The sequence below is a fragment of the Cupriavidus sp. USMAHM13 genome (assembly GCF_001854285.1).
GTDB classification, from domain to species: domain Bacteria; phylum Pseudomonadota; class Gammaproteobacteria; order Burkholderiales; family Burkholderiaceae; genus Cupriavidus; species Cupriavidus malaysiensis.
The window spans coordinates 220,171-239,633 of the sequence record NZ_CP017753.1 but is presented as its reverse complement, the minus strand read 5'-3'; the positions used below and the strand labels follow the sequence as shown (position 1 = coordinate 239,633).

The following is a 19,463-nucleotide window of genomic DNA, read 5'->3' as shown; positions in this document are numbered from 1 at the left end:
GCCCTCCGCCTGCCGGAGGGCGAAAAGACTGGGAATAGGTCGCACCCACGGGCGCGACCGCGTTCAATTCTACGTGGCAGCCGCAGGCAATTCGACCCTTGAACGGGTGATGCTGCGGATTATTCATGGTCGCCGTATCCGCTTCGGCTCATTGCCCGCAGGTGAGAAAAGGGCCCTCGCTGGCTCAGCCGAGGGCCCAATAAGACGGGCGTTGCGAACGAGCCCAGAGCAATTCTGGCTTGCGTCAAGCGGTCGCTTGAATGCGGGAAATCCCCTGACGCTGCGATGCGACAGAGGGGTTGACCTGCAGACCATCGTCGGCAGTCAGCCATCAGGCTCATAGCCGACATAGCAGCCGACTAGGGCAAAGATGGCGGTGAACTCATAGAGGCAGTCCTCGCATGTATATTTTTGGTGGACGGTCATGGCGCCAATTGCCCACGTGCCCATGGTGATGTCGGTTGACTGGGCACGCCGAGCAGAATGTCTGAACATTGGCGACGACCCGCCGCCTCCAGTCTCCAGAGACTTCCATGGTGATCCCTAAAACTTGAAACTGTTCTAGAACGACACAGGAGGCCTCTAACTGGTCGGAAACTTGGCTGTGAGAGTGCCGCCCAGTGACGGCGCGACGATGCGGTAGCCGTGATGCTCGGCTTCGAGGGAAAGCGCATCCAGCGTCCCGCCGAACTTCTGCAGGTGGCGCGCCTCGATGCCCCCGCACGCTCACCGCGCCGTTGTGGCCCATGACGGTGGAGCCGGGCAGTGCGATCTCCTCCCGGTCATCTGGAAGGTAGTCGGCCTCGAGGAAAACCGGAGGTGGCAAGGAAAGCGGGCATAGCAACACTTCAGTGGAGCTCGTTCCATGCCTGTGCTGTCAGGACGAAGCTGATCGGCAGGACATCGTGCTTGCTCAAGTCGGCCACGCTGTCGTCCCTTGGAAATGACATGAAGGGCGACGACTTCAGCACGGCGAGCATCGTCGGCGCCACTTTCCCAGTGGCGGCCACCTCGAACATAACCTCGGCCTCAATCCGACAAGTGCCCGGCAGCGTGGTGACGAGCGACGATAGGCGATAGGGCGTCCTGAATGGCGGTCTCGATAAGCGGCTAGTAGTGGCTTCGTTTCAGTGTACTCTATACATGTATACTGTATACTGCCGCGCCGGATTGTCGAAGTTCGCGTGTAAGCGATCAAGTAAAAGTGTAATGTTAGGGCATGGAGGGAATGCCTTGAGCGATGCCTTTGATGCAGCCTTGGCTGCACAGGAGGGGCGGTCTCAAGAGTCAAGTGCAACGCTTAGCAAATCCATTGAGCTCCAGCTCCTTGGCCATTGCTTCTTCAAGCGTATCCCACCCGAGGGTCTGACGAGGTCGGCCGTTGAGCAATTTAGCGATGTCATTGAGCTGGGTCTGCGTCACTGCCGATAGGTCTATGCCCTTGGGCAGAAACTGGCGCAGCAAACCGTTGGTGTTCTCGTTGCTGCCGCGCTGCCAAGGCGCATGCGGATCAGCAAACCAGATATCGAGATTCAATCGCCGGGAGAGCTCGACATGGCAGGTCATTTCCGTTCCGCGATCGTAGGTCAGACTCTCGCGCAGAAAGGCCGACAGCTTCTTCATTTGCCGTGTGAAGCCCTCCAGGGCATCTTGGGCCGTGCAGCCGTCCATGCGACACAGCACCACGAAGCGCGTCTTGCGCTCAACCAACGTGCCCACCGCCGAACGGTTGAACGCACCTTTGATGAGGTCGCCTTCCCAATGGCCCGGCAACTGCCGCAACGCAATCTCTTCGGGCCGGTGAACGATGCGCAGCGCCTCGGGCACAAATCCTCCGCCGGCAAGCGTGGTACGCCGGACATCGCGCACGGGCTTTTCCTGGCGCAAGGCTTCTACCATCGCTTGCTTGAGTCCACCGCGCGGGTGAGCGTATATCGCGGCGTATATCGTTTCGTGGCTGACACGTTGATCGGGGTCATCGGGATGCATACGACGAAGTCTTGCAGCAATCTGCTGCGGCGACCAGCGCCAATAGACCAGCCGGTCATGCACATGTTGATACAACGTACTGCCGGCAAGCAGCTTGCGCCGACGGCCGCAACCTTGACGACGAACGCGGTATGCCGATGCCGCCTGCGTTGCATCATAGGGCAGCGCGGACATATCGCCGTTGCGCGTCAGTTCGCGCGAAACGGTCGAGGCGCTTCGCCCGAGCAGGCGCGCGATGGCCCTTGTGCAACTGCCTTTCCGCTGTTCGATCATGATGACCGCGCGTTCCTCCGCGCTCAGATGCTTGTACTTCCTTATCGCACACCCTACTTGATTCAAGGTGTTGCACTTGAAGCTAGAGATTAAGAGGTGACCCAGGCTACAGGGAAGGTCGTTGATACAATATGCCAACACGCGAGCTAGGCTCGTATTTGGCGCGCTTTGTTTCCGGGTCGCTCGAGCAAGTCACCGGTATGATAGAGGACAAGCTGCGCTCCATATGCGGTGGGAGTGACAGGCTAGGTTAATTCACCGCGCAGAAGAGATTCGCGCGGAGGCGAAGATCGAGGCGGTCGTACCTCTGGCAATGAAAGTGGCTGTACCGCTCCTCCAGGCGGCGGTCACGCTTGAGGATGACAACAGTCTCCAAGATCGCTGGGCAAGATTTCTCGTGAATGCGACGAACCCTGATCGCGAGCTTGACCCCTTAACCGCTCCAATCGTAAATCAGCGTGACTTATAATGACTGACTGAAGCGCAAAATTTCATCGGCGCATCCAAGGCCGGATAAAATGCCGTTCCGGCGCTTGTTCGGGACTATGTTGCCGGGAATTCCGCCTTCTGGGTCGCGAGCCTGGCGATGCTCCAGCAATGTTCTGCCACAGTTCGGCCAGCTCTGCCAACCGTATCGCCACCTGGTAATTGACTGTTCCCTGTGGAATCTCGCCACTTGCGTCTGGCTCGCCGGCTGTGACTCCCGTCAGAAGCTCCATTGCCTCGTCAATTGCCTTGACAGCCCAGAGATGGAAGCGCCCCTCGCGAACGGCTGCCACTACATTCTCAGGCAGCATCAGATGGCAGACGTTGGCGGCGGGAAGCAAGACACCTTGGTCCCCGGAGAGCCCCCTCGCTGCACAGACCTCAAAGAACCCCTGGACCTTCTCGTTGATCCCACCTACCGGCTGCACCACACCGAACTGATTGACCGAGCCGCTAACTGCTATGGCTTGACGAATGGGGATGCCGGACAGCGCTGAAAGCAGGCCGGCGAGTTCTGCTAGCGAAGCGCTGTCACCTTCCACCTCGCTATAGGACTGCTCGAATACCAATGTTGCGCGCAATGAGAGGGGCATTGCCCAGCCGAACCGGGCCGCCAGGAAAGACGACAGGATCAAGACGCCCTTGGAATGAATTGGCCCTCCAAGCTCCACTTCGCGCTCGATATCGACGATCTCACCTTCTCCCATGCGTGCTGTGGCCGTGATCCGGACAGGATGGGAAAACGTACCTTCGCCAAGCGCGATCAAGGCAAGCCCATTGACTTGGCCGATGTGTTCGCCGCTGGTGTCGATCAGCAATTGGCCGCGAAGGATCTGCTCGCGATAAGCCTCTTCGACGCGCTGATTGCGTCGCCTGTGCTCCATCAAGGCCGCTTCGACGTGCGTACGTTCGATTCTCGAAGCGCCTACTTCCGCGGCCATATAATCTGACTCTTGCAAGATGTTGCACAATGGAAGCGTTAGTGTGCTGAGCTTTTGCGCGTCACCCGCTAGACGTGACGCATGCTCGATCATGCGGGCAACTGCCGGTGCCGAAAGGGGGCGAAGATGGTCCGCACGCGCTAACGCTGCAATTAGTTTTGCGAAATCTGCACTCGATTTCGCCGTGCGATTGATTTCGCTTTCCAGATCTGCATTGATCTTGAATAGCGACCCAAAGTCGGGGTCAAGGTCGGCCAGTAGGTAATACGTTTGTCGCTCCCCGACCAAGATCACTTTGATATCAAGCGGCACAGGCTCTGGCTGAAGTTGCTCCACGCTATTCAATCCGATCACATCAGCAAGCGATTCGGTGCGAATTTCGCCGGCGCGCAGGGCCCGTTTGAGTCCTTCCCAAGCCTGAGGCCGACTCAGTACGTCCAACGCATCGAGCAACAAGAAGCCCCCATTTGCGCGGTGCAACGCGCCAGCCTTGATCAGCATGAAATCGCAGAGCATGGTCCCCATATGAACACGATGATCGACGCGTCCTACCAAGTTGCCAAGAGTGGGGTTACATTCCTGAACAATTGGTCGCGCGCCGCTCGTTGGATTCTCAACGAGCAAATTGACCATAAATCGTTGTACTGAGATGCCGCCAGAAATTGATAAAATCTCCGTGTCATCGTCCGATTTATGCGACTCGTGCAAGGACTCACCAGTCTCGATCACGTCCTGCAAAATAGTGTCGAAATACTCCAGCACGGCTGGCAGGTCAGCATAGGCAGGCTTGATTTCTGCGATCAGGTGACCCACAGTGAGGCGCAGCGCCTCGCTGCTGACCTTCTTTATTGCTTTGCGTGTGTTTCGGCGCCAGCGGGGAAACTCATACGTGAGACGCTGGAGTTTCTCGTAATACTCGTTGACCTTCGCCCGAAGAATCCGCTGCCTTTCTTCGGGCAATTTCGCGAATTCATCCTCTGTGAGGGTTTCCTCGCTATCCTTCAGCGGTGCGAAGATCAAGCCTTGCGGCGTGCGCATCAATGCAATGCTCTCCCCGCGAGAAGCCTCACCAAGCTGGACCAACGCCGCTTCCTCTCGCCGCTTTTCGTCCGCCTGAAGCGCTTCGACGCGTTCTTGATATCGATTGCTTTCGAACGCGGAAGCAATAGCTGGTCCAATCTCGCCGGCAAAATCTTGCATGTCGTTGCGCAACTGGATTCCCCTCCCACAGGGAAGCTGCAACAAGCGCGCGCGGGTTGGCGCCGAAAAGTCGTAGACGTAGCACCAGTCTTTAGGCGGTGGCCCAGCCTGAGCGACTTGTTCGAGCAGGCGACGCACAATCGCGTGGCGCCCGCTGCCAGAATCGCCAAGCACAAACACGTTGTAGCCTGGCTTGTCCATCTGCAGGCCCAGGAACATGGCGTTGACGGCCCGCGGGTGAATCAATGCTGGATCGAATTCCGCCACTTCCTCGGTCGTCGTGAACCCAAGGGATGATGGATCGCATGCCGTGTAGAGCACATCCGGACCGAGTTCAGGTATTTTTGTCATCGAATCACACAATGCTGCTAGTGGAAGCTGGGCTTCAGATTAGGCTATGTGCTCACGCCGTGCGACCTAGTCGCACCGCCTGCCGCATGGAGGGCTTCATACGCGAGTTGGCGATCCGGGAGGCCAGAAGGCCCTTGAGCGAATGCGAGCAGCAATTCAGTCTTTCCGACGCATCTTTCGATGAATCAGCCGCCGACTCGAGGCCATATCGCCACTTGCAGCGCGAGGACATGGCTAACTCTGGGAGTTGGTTCAATTCGCCTCAAGCAGAATCCATATCCCTTGTGGTGTGACGGGTCAGCGCATCCTGCCTAGCTTGGTCTGGGCTGTCCAGCGAGCTCATCGGCAGAGTGCGCCAACTCCATTAGCGCTACGCTCACCGTTATTGGATACGGAGGTGCCGGATCGAGCGTGCGCAGCGCGGCGGGCAAGGCGGCCACTTGTGCTACCGTGCGAGCTCGGGCTGCAAGCAGCCCTTCAGCGGGTCCAAGCCGCTTGCCCCCTACCATGACTGGTTGCATGAGCGGTGTACCGTCCTGACAGTCGCATTCTATTGTCAGAGTATCGCCGCATGCGATGCCGGAGGCATCATAGCGACGATACCACTGCTTGCGTCCAGGCCAAGTCGCCTTTCCCTCTGAGCGTTTGCGTCGCGGCAAGCCTGCATACTCCGTTAGCTTGTAAGCGCAATCGAAATAAGGCGCGTCAGCGGATGTGTTCATCCGTGTGCCCACGCCGAAGCCGTCGATAGGGGCCCCTTCAGCCAGCAGGTCACGCACACGATACTCATCCAGGTTGCCGCTGGCAAAGATGTCGATCTCCGTCAAGCCGGCGCCATTGAGGATGGCGCGGACCCGGCGCGCATGCTCGCCCAGATCTCCGCTATCAATACGGACTGCCTTTACCACGATGCCTTCGGGGCGCAGCCGGAGTGCGAGAGCTGCCACTTTCCGCGCAGCAGCCTCGGTGTCGTAGGTGTCGATCAGGAGCGTGGCATTGTTCGGCTGCGACCTGGCGAATGCCTCGAACGCAACCTCCTCGCTCGTGCATGCTTGCACGTAAGAGTGTGCCATCGTGCCGTACACGGGAATCCCATAGCGTATCCCAGCCAGCATCGTGGCGGTGCCGGTGAAACCCGCCAAGTAGGACGCACGCGCCGACAGCATGCCAGCCTCCGCGCCGTGGGCTCGGCGCAGACCGAAGTCGACTAGAAGCCGCCCGGGCGCAACCAACGCAACTCTGACAGCTTTGCTTGCCACAAGGGATTCGTAGTGCATGAGGTTCATTACCCGGCTTTCCACAAGCTGCGCTTCAGGTAAGGGCGCGGTAATTCGTAGGATGGGTTCATCCGAAAAGAACACTGTGCCTTCCGGCGCGGCGTGTACATCGCCGGTAAAGCGAAGGTTTTCCAGAGAATGCATGAAAGCATCGCTGAAGCGGCCATCGCAGGCGAGTTGGTCGAGGTCGCCGCGACTGAAGCGCAAGGATTCGAGGTACGTGAGAACCTGCTCCAGGCCGGCGGCAACGAGGAAATTTCGCCCCAGCGGCAGTTTGCGTACGAAGAACTCGAAGCAGGCCGTCTCGTTCATGCCTCTATCGAAATATGCCTGCATCATCGTCAGTTCGTACATGTCCGTAAGCAGGGGGCTCGTGGCAATGTCATCGTTGTGCATATTGCAGTGCTCCTAATGCGAGGACGCTCGAAACAGCGCATTTCCTGCGCTCGTCGCCGCGCCCGCTCTTTTCGTTCACCTTAGCGGTCGAGCAGTTGAGTAATTTGACACCGCGCAAGTTTGAGGCGCTGATTTGCATCCTGGGCGACCTTGATCCAGGCCTCCCGATGATTGCCGATGCAACATTTCTCTCCGGCATCAGCGGAGTGCTTTCCGCGGCACCGGCGTGCCGACATGGCGCGCCCTTCTTCCTTCTTCATTGCCGAATACGATCCCACTGTAAATATCCTGCGCGTGTACGGACGCACGCGCGCAGGTCCGCAAGTACTTTTGCGATGCCGATCTCGCGGTACTGGCGCGGCAAGTGCTTACGCGCGATCCTCTGGCGGCGGCACAGCGTGAGTATGTGATCTTGCCGTTCGGCGTGCACGCTGTTCTGGCCGCAGGCCTTGACCGGTTGCCATGACACACGACTCGACCTGGCATAAGGGACACTGAGGTTTGACCAAACGCAATTGAGCGCAAGCTGCAGCGCCTACATTCATTGAATGGAGAGTAGGTGAAATATATGCCGCCTTTTGGAACTACTTGTCCGAGTCGATGATGAATGACCTGAAACGTCTCCAGTATCAAACGCAAGGAGCATCGCCGCGATCAGCTGTAGGTACCAGCGAACGAGCCATCGCGCTGCCCGGTCCTGACGGGACGCCGGATCCTCCCGCGATCGGAGGCTTGTGGCAATGCAGGAGCGCACGCGAATTCTACGACCACATTTCGCTGCTTGCCCCCAGGTCAGCGAGCTGTTCTGGATATCCACTCGCGTCATTAGTTTGCAGGGAGCCGGGCACACCGCATCGGCTCCTCACGGCGAAAGCGCCGGCGGCGTCAACGCGGCCCAGCTATCCGACCTGCACCACTACGATCCCGTTCTTCACTGTTTGCAACCCCGCTGCGGCGGTGTGCGCAGCCTGGAGGGCTACTAAGGCCCCGTCGGTATGGCCCCGGTAGAGAACCATCGCTACCTGCTGAATGTCTCGAAGCTGAGGAGAGTTTCACCGCAGGGGGCTCCATGGCACAGACGGCCCACACATACTGCACGTCGATGGGACTTGAAGCAGTCATCCCTCTGGTCGAATCGGCACCAGCTTGCCGAGCACATCTGCCTGAGCGCGAACTAGGAGACCGTCTTTTCACAGGCGATTTGATCTCCAGCCGAGGATGGCAGGTCGCCACTGTAGTTCCCAACCCCACCACGTAGGAGAAATTCAAATGATCAAGAACATTGCTAGTGCAGAGCAGATCCGCAACGAGATTCAGCGGCGGCTGCAGGAGAACGCCGATCTTGGTGACGCCTGCCGTGACTGCACTGTTCCCCTTCCGGCTCGAACCGACCCTGCGTCAAATGGCGGATGCAACTGGTCCATCAATAGCTTCCCCGGGATGGCTGCGGCATGTCTGCCCGCCGCAATGGCGGTGACCAGGGAGGTCATGCGCGAATACGACCTCAAGTAGTGGCATTACTGGAGGCAGAAATGCTCACCCGACACCGCTTCTACAAAGGCTTCCATATCGAGTTGTCCGTCCCGGAAACGATTGAGCCTGGGCGGTTTCAAGTGCGAAGTGCAACACCCCTCAGTTATTGAACAGGAAGCCGGTCCGTGGGATTGGCCAGAACCTGCGCGAGGACTTGTAGCGGGGAGTGCCAGTTCAGGGTTTTGCGCGGCCGGCCGTTGAGGCTGTCGGCGATGGTGTCAAGTTCTTCCTGCGAGTGGACGGACAGGTCGGTGCCCTTGGGTAAGTACTGGCGCAGCAGGCCGTTGGTGTTCTCGCAGGTGCCGCGCTGCCGGGGGGCTATGCGGGTCGCAGAAGTACACGCGCACGCCAGTGGCGGCGCTTAGTTCGGCGTGCCGGGCCATCTCTCGGCCCTGGTCATAAGTCAGGGTCTGGCGCAGTGGCGCCACCAAGGATTGCAGCTTCGCGGTAAAGCCGGCCAGAGCCGATGCAGCGGTGGCGTCTGGCATCTTGACCAGCAGCACGGCGCGGCTCATGCGCTCGACCAGTACGCCTACGGCCGATTGGTTGCCCGCTCCCTTGATGAGGTCGCCCTCCCAGTGCCCGGGCATGAGCCGGTCGTTGACCTCGGGCGGGCGCACGTGAATGCTGACCATGTCGGGAATCTGGCCGCGCCGGTCGGTGCCGCGCGAGCGCGGCAGGCGCTTGGTGTGGCCTTGTCGCAAGCAGGCGATGAGTTGGCGGCGCAGCTTACCTCGCGGATAGGCATAGATGGCGTTGTAGATGGTCGCGTGGGACACGTTGAGGTCGGGTTGGTCAGGAAAGGCTCGCTTGAGCGTAGCGGAGATTTCCTGGGGCGACCACTTCTGATCGAGGAAGTGGCGCACCACGCCCCACAGCACGCCATCTGGAGCAAGCTTAGGGGTTAGACGGCTGGCCTTGAGGCGTTGGGTACGGCAGGCCTGCGCGCTCATTGCGCCATAGCTGCCACGGGCGGTGGCATTGCGACGAAGCTCACGCATCAGTGTCGAGGGCGCGCGACCAAGCCTGTGAGCCATGGCTCGCAGGCTGTCATCTTCAGCCTTCCAAATCTCAATGCGCATGCGTTCTTCGGGTTGTAGTTGTTGGTATTTCGTTCTCGTCATTCATCACACCTTACCGAATGGCAAGGTGTTGCACTTCAGATTTGAGGCCGCCACTCATAAAAATAGTCGATCAGACTATTAACGCTACTGTACGCAAAGACTATTTTTCTTTCTGCTGACGTTGGTACTCATTATGCTTCATCTGCATGTAGTCGGCGCGGTTCACCTCGTGCAACTGCCGCGGGTACTGCTCGGTTGCATTGAACCAGTCAGTAAGGCGCTTGTCGAGGCGGACATTTGGCGGGCTGGAGAGCGCTCCAAGATAGGCGACGATGGCAAGGTAATAGCGCATGGTGTTGCGCTCTACCACACCGCGGGCGCCGCCGATGTACCGCGTTTCATTTGTCGACGGATCGCGAGTAACGGAAAAGCCAACCTTTTCTCTCGCGATCGTTGCGAGGTAGGCGTTCATTGCAAAGTGTCCCGCCAAGCCGTACCGGTACGCATAGGTCAGATGAATAAAAGTGCGGCTATCAGCCAAGGGGATCGCCTCCACCACAATCCGGTAGTCTTTTGTGCTTAGCGGACCTCTGACGGCGGAAAGTTCCACCCGAAGATAATGTGGCGTGTTTGACGTCGCGAGATAGTTAAATTGCACTCGATAAGACGAAGAAAGCGACTATTCTGTTTTTTTACCGATATTAACCACAAGAACAATACCACTGTTACTAGTTGAGGCGCTGCAGTACTTAATGTTCAGGTGTAGGATCAGCACGTCGCACCAGTTGGCAGGACCTTCAGTCTTGTCGTTGAGCGAGCCGCTGACCACCGAAAAAGGATAGTCGACTACACCGTAAATGTTGCCATTGATCGCGGATGGCGACTCCTGTGATTCGAGGTAAAGCGGTCGGTGAAACTGGTTTTGGCTGAGCTGCTGTGTCAGACTTTGATATTTTTTGCGAAGGCTTGTTATGCTGTCCTCAGGCTGCACGGCGGCGCTATGACACAGGATACGCAGCACAGTCGTCAGCATCACTAGCCGCCAAACTCGCGCCCGCCCGTTGCCTGTTGGGGAGTCGTGAGGTCTGCCCATGCTCTTACTCCTGCGTTGGCCTAGGTTGCCGCGCAACAGGCACGGATCTGATTTTGGCCCACTGTGACGCTCCCATTCCCGCAGCCGGTAGCGCGCCGATCATGCGCTACTCCCATAGGACCACGCGGCGGATGCCCGGGGCGTCGATTGGATGCGCCCGAGGCCACGGGGATGCGGCCGTCCTTGAACGCCTCGGTCTGAGCAAGCACAAGATTCATCGACGATCGGAGAGCCGCGATTGATCAGCGCCCGATCGAACTATTCATGCAACCTCCGCCCAGTCGATAGTTGCAGTGTAAGCATCTTGTAAGCACCGCGTTTGCGTCAGCAGCAGCTAAGCTGGCTTAGCCGGTCGCTCGGAATGATCTATGGCAGCAGCTCGTCGACATGGCTGCCCGTGCCGCACGGAGTGGTGACGGCGGCCGGCCAGTACTTGTTCACAATAGGCTACGCGACAAATCCACGGGGCCAGTGTGAGCCCGTCGCGCGGCTGGCGCACCGCGAGAATGCGAGGGCCCTCGCGCAGCCGACGATCGCGCCAAAGCATCTGAGCGCAGAAGTAAAGACTTTGTTACCAGTGCTGCATGCGACCCGGGACGGCCGGAGTTTCACCGCGCTGTATTCCGACACCATGCGCGCCTATGAGCTCGGGCGTACTGGGGATTGGGTGGTGCTTTATTTCTATGACGACGCTCACTAGGATAGCCAGACGACGGTGGTCACCGAGACCCTCGGTGTCACGCTGATCGCGGAAGGAAGGCTGTAGGTTTGAGGCCAGGCAGACGCGGCGTACCGCAGGCATGCCCCGTCAAATATTGCCGGAGACAAGAGATGCTGAGTCCCCGCGAGATCACAGCCATGATGGTTCTCAGTGACGCAACTGATCATCGCGACCTGGATCCCGCCAAAATTGGCGCTCTTGTCGAGCGCCAGTTGGTCCGCTTCGAAACTGCGACTCCAGGCCGCAGGCCGATCCGCGTGACTGGGGCAAGGCGGTATCTCTTGGAAGCGATCAGCGTGCCGCCAACTGGGCCGGTTCAGAGCGGATGGAGGGCGCGGTGCCTTGGTTTGGCGAGGTATTCTCTGCCAGAAGCATCCTCGCTCCATTTTCCTGTCCCAATGCACGCATCGTCTCCATTGCCCGCCTTTCGGTGCGCCGAATTTTTTCTTGGGACATGCCAGTGAGCCTGCCGAATTCCTCGCAGCCCATCGGGGCAGGGGCCCAAATGTCGAACACGTGTCGCAACGCACTGGCTTCAATTGGCGTCATCGCAGCAAGCATAGTAGAGACACAAGCGCGCGCGACTATCGGTCGCCACCCTGAATGGGGCCGGCGCCGTTTGATTGCAGAACATCTCCACGAGCGCGATATCGCCCAGCGGTACTGGCGCATCGAGCGACTGTGGCTCGTTAGGCAGCATGAGTGAATCGGAGGCTTTCTGCTGGTCCAGTCCGCTCTTACCAGTGATTTGAGCCGGGACGGCCTTCAGCCCGGTGCGCTGACGGATGCTTTTAGACGTCAGACGTACTCGTCGTAGGTTGACATCGATATGCCCCGGCAGTCCGCCAGAGTCAGCCCGCGATGCTGGTATCGCCTGGCGATCGACACTACCAGCCGGAGGCTGGCTTCCACCATGTTGCGGGTAGCACACGCGATCCTTTCTTCGGCGGCTAACGCGTCATTTACCAACGCGCTTGTCGCGGCGAATCCATTCATGGCGGCGCCGCGTCACACTTCGCATATCCCGAGGCTCCGCATGACGCTCCATGCGCTGTCGGAGGTGCGTGTAGGAGCCCCTTGTGCGAGTAACTTCGCAAAGATAGACTGGTGTGCGCGCTGCTACTCAGCCGATTCGGTGCTCCTTTGTCACAAGGCGGTCCAAATGCGCGCAGAGACTGACCGGTCTCCTCAGCCTGTGCGGGGGCTGCGCCTGCAGCCTGCAATGGCGCGGCCAGGCAGATCTGCAGCGCACGACGGCAGGGCGGGCCGCCAAACTCTTGTCTTCTTTTCCAGCATTTGCCAGCATCACTTCCACGTTCTCGGTAAGCAGGAGGACGGCCTCCTTGTGCCGCGCATAGATAGTGAGCGTTCTGTTGATGTGTTCACCCCAGCGGCTCCTGCAGCCCGCCAACTGTGCGTTTCCTCGCGCGCGCAGACATGGGCGCGCAGGTGGCCAAGCCGGAACCGCCCGGTGGGCCCGAGCTGCTGCGCACCGCCAACCTGGACCGAGATCTTCACCATCTCGGACATCGTCGACGAAGCGCATTTCCAGGCGCGAGGCCATCGTGCGCCTGCCCGACCCGGACATCGGCAGCATTCCCGCGCCCTGCGTGGTGCCGTGTTTCTCCGGCCACGTGCCGGCGCCCGCGCGCAGCGGGCCGGGCGTGGGCAGCACAACGCCGGGGTCTACGGCGCGCTCGGGCTGGACGCGGCCGAACTGGAGGCGCTGCGGCGCGAGGGCGTGGTGTAGCGCAGTCGCGCGGCGCAGCTTCAGGGCTGCTGCCGGTCCGGCTCAGGCTTTGGCGCTGCGGGCCTGGGCGTGCTGTCCGCCTGCGGCCGCACGGGCGGCAGCGGCAGCACCTTGCCGCTCAGCAGACGGTCGAGATCGTTGCGGTCGACTACCTCGCGTTCTAACAGCAGCCGCGCCAGCGCGTCGAGCCGGGCGCGCTGGCCGGCCAGCGTGGCGCGCACACGCTGGCCGGCCTCGACCAGCGTCTTGCGTACCTGCGCATCGATCAGCTGCGCGGTGTGTTCGCTGTACTCCTTGCGCTCGTGCTGCGGCAAGCCACTGCCGGCGAACAGCGGATTGGGCGGGCTTTCGTAGGTGGCCAGACCGAGCGCCTCGTTCATGCCGAACTGGGTGATCATCCGCCGCGCCATGTCGCTGGCGCGCTGCAGGTCGTCCTGCGCCCCGGTGGAGACGTCGCCGAACACCAGTTCCTCGGCGATGCGCCCGCCTAGCAGCACGTCGAGGCGGTCGAGAAGTTCGCTGCGCTTGAGCAGGTAGCGGTCCTCGGCCGGGGTCTGCTGCGTGTAGCCGAGCGCGGCGATGCCGCGCGGGATGATGGAGATCTTGGTGACGCGGTCGGCATGCGGGCGCAGCTCCGCCACGATGGCATGGCCGGCCTCGTGGTACGCGATGGTTTCCTTTTCCAGCGCGTTCATCACGCGGTTCTTGCGCTCCAGGCCGCCGACGATGCGGTCCAGCGCCGCGTCGAAGTCGGACATCGAGACCGCGGCCTTGCCCTCGCGCGCGGCCAGCAGCGCGGCCTCGTTGACCAGGTTGGCGAGGTCGGCGCCGACGAAGCCGGGGGTGCGCGCGGCCAGCGCGGCGAGTTCGACGTCGGGGCCGAGGGTCACGCGCCTGGCATGCACCTTGAGGATCTGCTCGCGACCGCGCAGGTCGGGCCGGTCCAGCGCAATGTGGCGATCGAAGCGACCCGGTCGCAGCAGCGCCGGGTCGAGGATTTCCGGCCGGTTGGTGGCGGCCATGATGATGACGCCCTTGTCGGTGTCGAAGCCGTCCATCTCCACCAGCAGCTGGTTGAGCGTCTGTTCGCGCTCCTCGTTGCCGCCCACCGCGTTGAGGGCACGGGTCTTGCCCAGCGCGTCGAGTTCGTCGATGAAGATGATGCAGGGCGCGCGCGTCTCGGCCTGCTGGAACAGGTCGCGCACGCGTGCCGCGCCGACACCGACGAACATTTCGACGAAGTCGGCGCCGCTCAGGCTGAAGAAGGGCACCCCGGCCTCGCCGGCCACCGCCCGCGCCAGCAGCGTCTTGCCGGTGCCCGGCGCGCCGAGCAGCAGCACGCCCTTAGGAATCTTGCCACCCAGGCGCTGGTAGCGGCCCGGCTCCTTGAGGAAGTCGACGATCTCCGCCAGTTCCTGCTTGGCTTCGTCGATGCCGGCGACATCGGCGAAGGTCACGCCGGTCTCGGTCTGCATATAGACCTTGGCCTTGCTCTTGCCGATCTCCATCAGCCCGCCGGCGGCGCCGCCGATGCGGCGGATCAGCAGGCTCCAGATGGCGAAGAAGATCAGCGCCGGCAGTACCCATGAGAGCAGGGTGCCGAGCAGCTTGTTGTCCACCTGGCCGGCGAAGCGCACGTGGGCGGCCTCCAGCTCCTGCACCAGCGACGGGTCGGCCACGCGCACGCTGCTGAAGGCGCGCGGGCCGTCGCCGTGGCCGCGCGCGGCTTCGGCGCGCGCCTTGCCGAGCACGTCGTCGATGCCGGCGGTGGAGAAGGTGCCGCTGATGACCTGCTCGCCGACCGACACTTCCTCGATCTTGCCGGCGTGCAGCAGCGCCTTGAAGTCGCTGTAGGGCAGCGTCTCCACCTCGCCGGAGAAGAGATAGGCCTGTAGCGCAAACATGGCCAGCATGGCCGCGGCCAGGTACCAAAGGGAGAACTGCTGGCGAGACTCCTTCGGTGTCATCGGGCGATGCCCCAGCGTGGTGGCGTCGGCGCGGCGCTAGTCGGCCCGCACCAGCAGTACCGGCCGGCTTGTCTTCGTCAGCAGGGTGTGCGGCACGCTGCCCAGCAGCCGTTCGCCGAGGCTGCGCCGGCTGTGGGTGCCTAGCACCACAAGGTCGGCGTTGCAGGCGTCAGCTTCGGCGGCGATGGCGGCCGCGACCTGCCCGCTGTTGCCCGGTCGTTCCAGCAGGCGCGTGGTGTTGGCCACGCTGGCTTCCGCGCAGCGGGCGGCGGCGGCGGCCAGCAGGTGCCGTCCGTGCGTGCTGGCGTTGCCCGCCTGCGCCGCGTGCGCGCCGTCGCTGCCCTCGAAGAACACGTCGCTGTCGTCGGCCACGTGGAGCAGCCGCAACTCTGCCCCGCTGGCGCGCGCCAGGTCGATGGCATGGGCGAGCACGATGGCGGCACAGGCGCCGCCGTCGATAGCGAGCAAGATGCGTCGGTACATGAGGACTCTCCGCGCCGCAGGGGCTCCGATCGCGGCAGCGGCCGGCCCCGGCACTGCCCTATGCGCATAGCGTAGGCGCACCGCGCGCGGGCGGCTTGATCCGGGTCAAGCTGTGCGGACGGCGCTCGCCTAGCCTAAGCAAGGCGGGGCGGCGGTGTGCGGCGCGCGTTGGAGGACAACCATGGTGGCGAAGCGGAAAGCCAGCCAGGGCCGGCAAGGCCGGTGGCGCGGATGTGCGCTGCGCTGCGCCGGCGCCGATTGGCTGCGTCCGCACAGGCCCAGGCCCAGGGCGGACGCGGTGCCGGCGGCGCTCGCCGCGTGCGCGCGGCGGCGGGCAAGTTTGCGCATGGCAAGGATAGGACAGCGATGACAGCGACACAGACAACGATGGCGGCATCCGGCGCGGCGCGCTGGGCGGACCGCGCGGCCGCCGGCCGCTGCCTGGCGGAGGCACTGGCCGCCTACCGGGGCGCGCATGCCCTGGTGCTCGCAGTGCCGCGTGGCGGCGCAGCTGTCGGGCGCGCCGTGGCGGATGCCCTGGGCGCGGAACTGGACGTGGTGCTGGCGCGGAGGCTGCGCGCGCCGGTCGAGCGCGAGGCCAGCGTGGGCACGATCGACGAACTCGGCTGGAGCCATGTCGTCGCCTTCGCCGACCGCCTCGGTGTGGAGGCCGCCTACCTGGAGCAGGAGCGCACCAGTCAGCTCGAACTGCTGCGGCACCGGCGCGCTGCCTACACGCCGGCGCGCGGCGCCCTGCCGGTGCGCGGGCGCACCGTGATCCTGGTCGACGACGGCGTGCTCAGCGGCGAGACCCTGTACGCGGCGCTGGAGGCGGTACGCGCCCGGCGGCCGGCGCGCCTCGTCTGCGCAGTGCCGGTCGCGGCGGCGGCTGGGCTGACCAGGCTGCATGGGCTGGCCGACGAAATGATCTGCCTGGCGGCGCCGGCGGGAGACTGCGTCGAACTGTCCGGGCACTTCACCGACTTCCGGGAGGTCAGCGATGCGCAGGTGGCAAGGCTGCTGGAGCGGGCGTCGCGCCACGGCGGCTAGACAGGCCACCGCGCGCCGAGCTGATGCTTGCTGTTCGGGCTACAGAGCCGGTCCGATTCCCCATAAGGGCAGGCGCCGGCTGAGCGCGGCGGCGTGAGTGACACCATCGGCTTCCTTCTGGCGCTCGCTGGTCGGATCACACCAACGGCTTCATCTTGTGTGGCTCCCTGCTAATGTGCTGTCCTACTAATACGTAAGCAAAGTCGATGCAGCTTTTCGAGATTTGAGTCAATTGGATCGGCAGTGGCAGTCCAGCGGAACGGCTCGCAGTTCGCGTTGTAAGAGGTTACAAAGTGGTCGATACATTGAACCAACTGCTTAACGCTGGTTAAACCAGGAACTGTAGGTCGGGATGAAGTGCATCTGCCAACGCGGGTGGGGCATCAGCCCGGCATTGACTCTCGAATGGCGTTGCGTGGCGAAGTTGTCGACGATGTAGTGACGTCTAGTTCCATGGGTGCCGCCTGATCGGTCTCTCGCAGAAATGACAGAAACTCCTGATGGCGATGGCGATGGCGTTGGCGTTGGCGTTGGCGTTGGCGTTGGCGTTGGCGTTGGCGTTGGCGTTGGCGTTGGCGCAGCTTACAGCACGCCAGCACAGCGCAGTTCCGTATGTCTTGGCGGATCGAGGCATTGATGCGAAGATCGACTGCGCCGAGCGCGAGAGTATCTGCAAAAAAATGGAAGCGACCTTCCGATGCGGCGAGTACCAACGCGGCGTCATCGCCGGCATCGAGGCCATCAGTCGCCATCTGCGGCAGCACTTCTCGGCACGAGACGGTGGCAAGAATGAGCTGAGCAACGGACCGGTGGTCTTGTAGCGGGGCCAATCCGCTCCGTGGCCGGCTGCTGCGCGTCAACAGCAGCCGAGTGCGCATTCACGACTCGTCTCCCGTCACAATGCGGCCGCCCCCCTTTCGTCCGATGCGTCCCACACAGAATGCGCAAAGCGCAACGCAAGCGTCGGAAGCACAATCGGATTCAGTGCAGTGGAGGTGGCAAGCCCGCGGAGGATCACAATCGCCATGGGCTCTTTGATGTCATTGCCCAACGCGCCGCTGGCAGCGGCGAACCTTAGCAGAGCTAGTGCCGTGCCAAATGTGGCAACCTGTCGTCCCCGAGCGGGGCTGGCCACCAATGCTGTCTGATGTTGCCAACCAGGGGTCACGCGTAGCGCTGCGAGCATGCAAAAAATACGGCCTGCCCCCCCAACTCTAGGCGCAATGGCCCGCGAAGGCGGCGCCAACAGCACCTGAGTGTGCAATGCGCAATGTGCGCGATATCACCCAGATCGGCCTCTGACAAGCGGAGACGCAACTAGGGTAGAAGTCGCAGGCTGCGCCACCTGTCTTTCGCCTCTGATAGCTGATGGCGGCGCCCAATTGCGCAGGGAACAGCCGCCATGCCGGCATTGTCAAGAGAGACATGTCATGTTTGTGCTGGTGACGTCCGCACGTCAGCAGACGATGCGTCGCTCGGCCACATCCGTCGAACTGCAGCCACTCAATGTCTTGACGTCAATCAAGGGGAGCCGATTATCGCAGTCAATAATGATCTCTGCAGTAGCCTAACAGGAGCGAGTGTTATGAGTGATTCCGCGTCCAAGCCGCCGCAGTCGAGGTTAAAAGATGGGCTCAAGCATCCGGAGGTTGTAGCGCTGGCGCGCCAACGTGCTTGCACCGCGACATCGGCCGACTGCTAGGTCCGTTCGATCCGGCCGGTCTCTTGTCGCTTTCTCGCCATCATCGAGTCGGAGCATAGCTATGGGATCAGGGCAAGAATCGCGGTATGGATTGAGAGAAACATCTGGTTCGAGCGCGTCAAGAGGAACCCGACCAAAGGCAACCTTGTTGGACCAGGGAGAGCGGCGCAAGGACTACTCGCAGCGTAAGCGGGAGATAGGCTCCCTTGACGATTCTTCCTTTTGCCCTGTGGTATCAACGCCGACAAGGTCGATGTGCGATTCAAGCATGGTGTGCTGACCGCTGCGGTTTCGAGAATGGCTGAAATCCAGAGCGCCGAAATGAGAAACCCAGTAAGGAATGTCTGATCTCCATGCGCGAGGCTTGGTCATTGCGTCTCCGATGCAAAGGACAGCACGCCTGATTTCTCAGGCTCGCGCGAGCGCGGCCAAGCTCCATTTTGGGGAAAGAATACTTAAAGGAACTGTCAAAATGGAAGAGTCGACCATCCGTCCAATGATTGTTAGGCGGTTCCTACGTACATCTGCCTCCTACTTTTGGCAAGCACGCCAACCGATGCCTCGCATCTCATTGGATCGTCTTCGCAGAAGGGTGCGGCGAGCGGTTGACGCACAAGCGTTGCCGCCGCCGAAATCATGAATGGATGTGGCCGTTTCACAGAGTGAAGGACGAGCGTGCAGGGACAAGGGAACCCTCCCATCGTCGACGCCGACCACTTGGACAGGCATCTTGGCTCCGTATGCCCAGTGGCCGCCTTCCGTTTGTTGATGAGCAAGAGCGAGGTTCCCGGCTTACTCGGGCGCAATGGCGCGGGCAACACGACCGTGATCAAGATGCTGACAACGCTGTTGAAACCTACCTCGGGGACCGCGAAGGTGGCTGGATTCGATGTTGTCGAGCAGGCACCGAAAGTGAGACGGTCAATCCGCTATGTGCAACAGGCGCTATCGGCGGACGGCGACCTAACGGTGTTCGAGAATCTTCTCGTGCTCGCCATGCCCTATGACATGGCACGAGGAGCGTATTCGTGCAACGCTCCATTTTTGCGAACTCTCTGACTCCGGAGATCGCCTAGTGAGAACCTACTCTGGAGGAATGATCCGCAGTCTCGAGATCGCGCAAGGCATCCCGCTTCCTGGCGCCGGTCGGCGCCCGCATCTGCCTGGATATCGCGCAATAAGAAAAC

At 61.4% G+C, this 19,463-nt stretch carries 14 protein-coding genes and 3 pseudogenes; 7 read left to right on the top strand and 10 right to left on the bottom strand.

Annotation, left to right across the window (positions count from 1 at the left end; all coding sequences use genetic code 11):
* Window positions 1-848: 848 nt before the first annotated feature.
* On the bottom strand, window positions 849-1,019 hold the full coding sequence (locus tag BKK81_RS35905; protein WP_156811596.1) for a hypothetical protein: 171 nt from the start codon (window positions 1,017-1,019) through the stop codon (window positions 849-851).
* 268 nt (window positions 1,020-1,287) lie between these two features.
* Window positions 1,288-2,262 carry an IS30 family transposase gene (locus BKK81_RS33840; RefSeq protein ID WP_071023330.1) on the bottom strand — a complete coding sequence of 325 codons (975 nt, stop codon included), beginning with the start codon at window positions 2,260-2,262 and terminating at the stop codon, window positions 1,288-1,290.
* A gap of 253 nt (window positions 2,263-2,515) precedes the next feature.
* On the opposite strand from BKK81_RS33840, the gene BKK81_RS37195 reads away from it, so the two are divergent.
* Window positions 2,516-2,731 (top strand): Abi-alpha family protein, encoded by a 216-nt coding sequence (locus BKK81_RS37195; RefSeq protein WP_442873425.1) that lies wholly within the window; start codon window positions 2,516-2,518, stop codon window positions 2,729-2,731.
* A 22-nt stretch (window positions 2,732-2,753) separates the two neighbouring features.
* On the opposite strand, the gene BKK81_RS35030 is transcribed toward BKK81_RS37195, so the two are convergent.
* From BKK81_RS35030 to BKK81_RS35900, 3 genes are all read right to left on the bottom strand, one after another.
* The gene (locus BKK81_RS35030; protein ID WP_083384911.1) at window positions 2,754-5,240 is read right to left on the bottom strand and encodes an ATP-binding protein; all 2,487 of its coding nucleotides are present in this window, start codon (window positions 5,238-5,240) and stop codon (window positions 2,754-2,756) included.
* Between the two features lie 311 nt (window positions 5,241-5,551).
* Window positions 5,552-6,913, bottom strand: a complete 1,362-nt coding sequence (locus BKK81_RS33825; RefSeq protein WP_071023323.1) for a nicotinate phosphoribosyltransferase — start codon at window positions 6,911-6,913, stop codon at window positions 5,552-5,554.
* An 80-nt stretch (window positions 6,914-6,993) separates the two neighbouring features.
* The gene (locus BKK81_RS35900; RefSeq protein ID WP_156811595.1) at window positions 6,994-7,173 is read right to left on the bottom strand and encodes a hypothetical protein; all 180 of its coding nucleotides are present in this window, start codon (window positions 7,171-7,173) and stop codon (window positions 6,994-6,996) included.
* A gap of 1,009 nt (window positions 7,174-8,182) precedes the next feature.
* On the opposite strand from BKK81_RS35900, the gene BKK81_RS33820 reads away from it, so the two are divergent.
* The gene (locus BKK81_RS33820; protein ID WP_071023321.1) at window positions 8,183-8,425 is read left to right on the top strand and encodes a hypothetical protein; all 243 of its coding nucleotides are present in this window, start codon (window positions 8,183-8,185) and stop codon (window positions 8,423-8,425) included.
* A gap of 124 nt (window positions 8,426-8,549) precedes the next feature.
* Here the strand turns inward: BKK81_RS33820 and BKK81_RS33815 are convergent.
* Together BKK81_RS33815 and BKK81_RS37190 are read right to left on the bottom strand one after the other, a co-directional pair.
* Window positions 8,550-9,570, bottom strand: a pseudogene (locus tag BKK81_RS33815) (IS30 family transposase).
* Window positions 9,571-9,670: 100 nt separating this feature from the next.
* Window positions 9,671-10,603 (bottom strand): annotated as a pseudogene (locus tag BKK81_RS37190) (hypothetical protein).
* Between the two features lie 361 nt (window positions 10,604-10,964).
* On the opposite strand from BKK81_RS37190, the gene BKK81_RS33805 reads away from it, so the two are divergent.
* Window positions 10,965-11,303, top strand: a complete 339-nt coding sequence (locus BKK81_RS33805; protein ID WP_071023318.1) for a hypothetical protein — start codon at window positions 10,965-10,967, stop codon at window positions 11,301-11,303.
* 1,639 nt (window positions 11,304-12,942) lie between these two features.
* Window positions 12,943-13,074, top strand: a complete 132-nt coding sequence (locus tag BKK81_RS36805; RefSeq protein ID WP_257786976.1) for a hypothetical protein — start codon at window positions 12,943-12,945, stop codon at window positions 13,072-13,074.
* A 20-nt stretch (window positions 13,075-13,094) separates the two neighbouring features.
* Here the strand turns inward: BKK81_RS36805 and ftsH are convergent, their stop codons facing one another.
* Entirely contained in the window at window positions 13,095-15,041 is a 1,947-nt protein-coding gene (ftsH, locus tag BKK81_RS33795) for an ATP-dependent zinc metalloprotease FtsH (RefSeq protein WP_071023312.1), read from the bottom strand.
* A 36-nt stretch (window positions 15,042-15,077) separates the two neighbouring features.
* The gene (locus BKK81_RS33790) at window positions 15,078-15,524 is read right to left on the bottom strand and encodes a universal stress protein (RefSeq protein WP_071023308.1); all 447 of its coding nucleotides are present in this window, start codon (window positions 15,522-15,524) and stop codon (window positions 15,078-15,080) included.
* A 366-nt stretch (window positions 15,525-15,890) separates the two neighbouring features.
* On the opposite strand from BKK81_RS33790, the gene BKK81_RS33785 reads away from it, so the two are divergent.
* On the top strand, window positions 15,891-16,574 hold the full coding sequence (locus tag BKK81_RS33785) for a phosphoribosyltransferase (protein WP_231908272.1): 684 nt from the start codon (window positions 15,891-15,893) through the stop codon (window positions 16,572-16,574).
* Between the two features lie 170 nt (window positions 16,575-16,744).
* On the opposite strand, the pseudogene BKK81_RS36685 reads toward BKK81_RS33785, so the two are convergent.
* Window positions 16,745-17,086 (bottom strand): annotated as a pseudogene (locus tag BKK81_RS36685) (IS630 family transposase); the annotation flags it as partial.
* On the opposite strand from BKK81_RS36685, the gene BKK81_RS36215 reads away from it, so the two are divergent.
* Window positions 17,075-17,395, top strand: a complete 321-nt coding sequence (locus BKK81_RS36215) for a hypothetical protein (RefSeq protein WP_071023302.1) — start codon at window positions 17,075-17,077, stop codon at window positions 17,393-17,395. The pseudogene BKK81_RS36685 and the gene BKK81_RS36215 sit on opposite strands and share 12 nt — an antisense overlap.
* 1,649 nt (window positions 17,396-19,044) lie before the next feature.
* Entirely contained in the window at window positions 19,045-19,335 is a 291-nt protein-coding gene (locus BKK81_RS35010) for an ATP-binding cassette domain-containing protein (protein WP_335582895.1), read from the top strand.
* The last annotated feature ends 128 nt before the right edge of the window (window positions 19,336-19,463 follow it).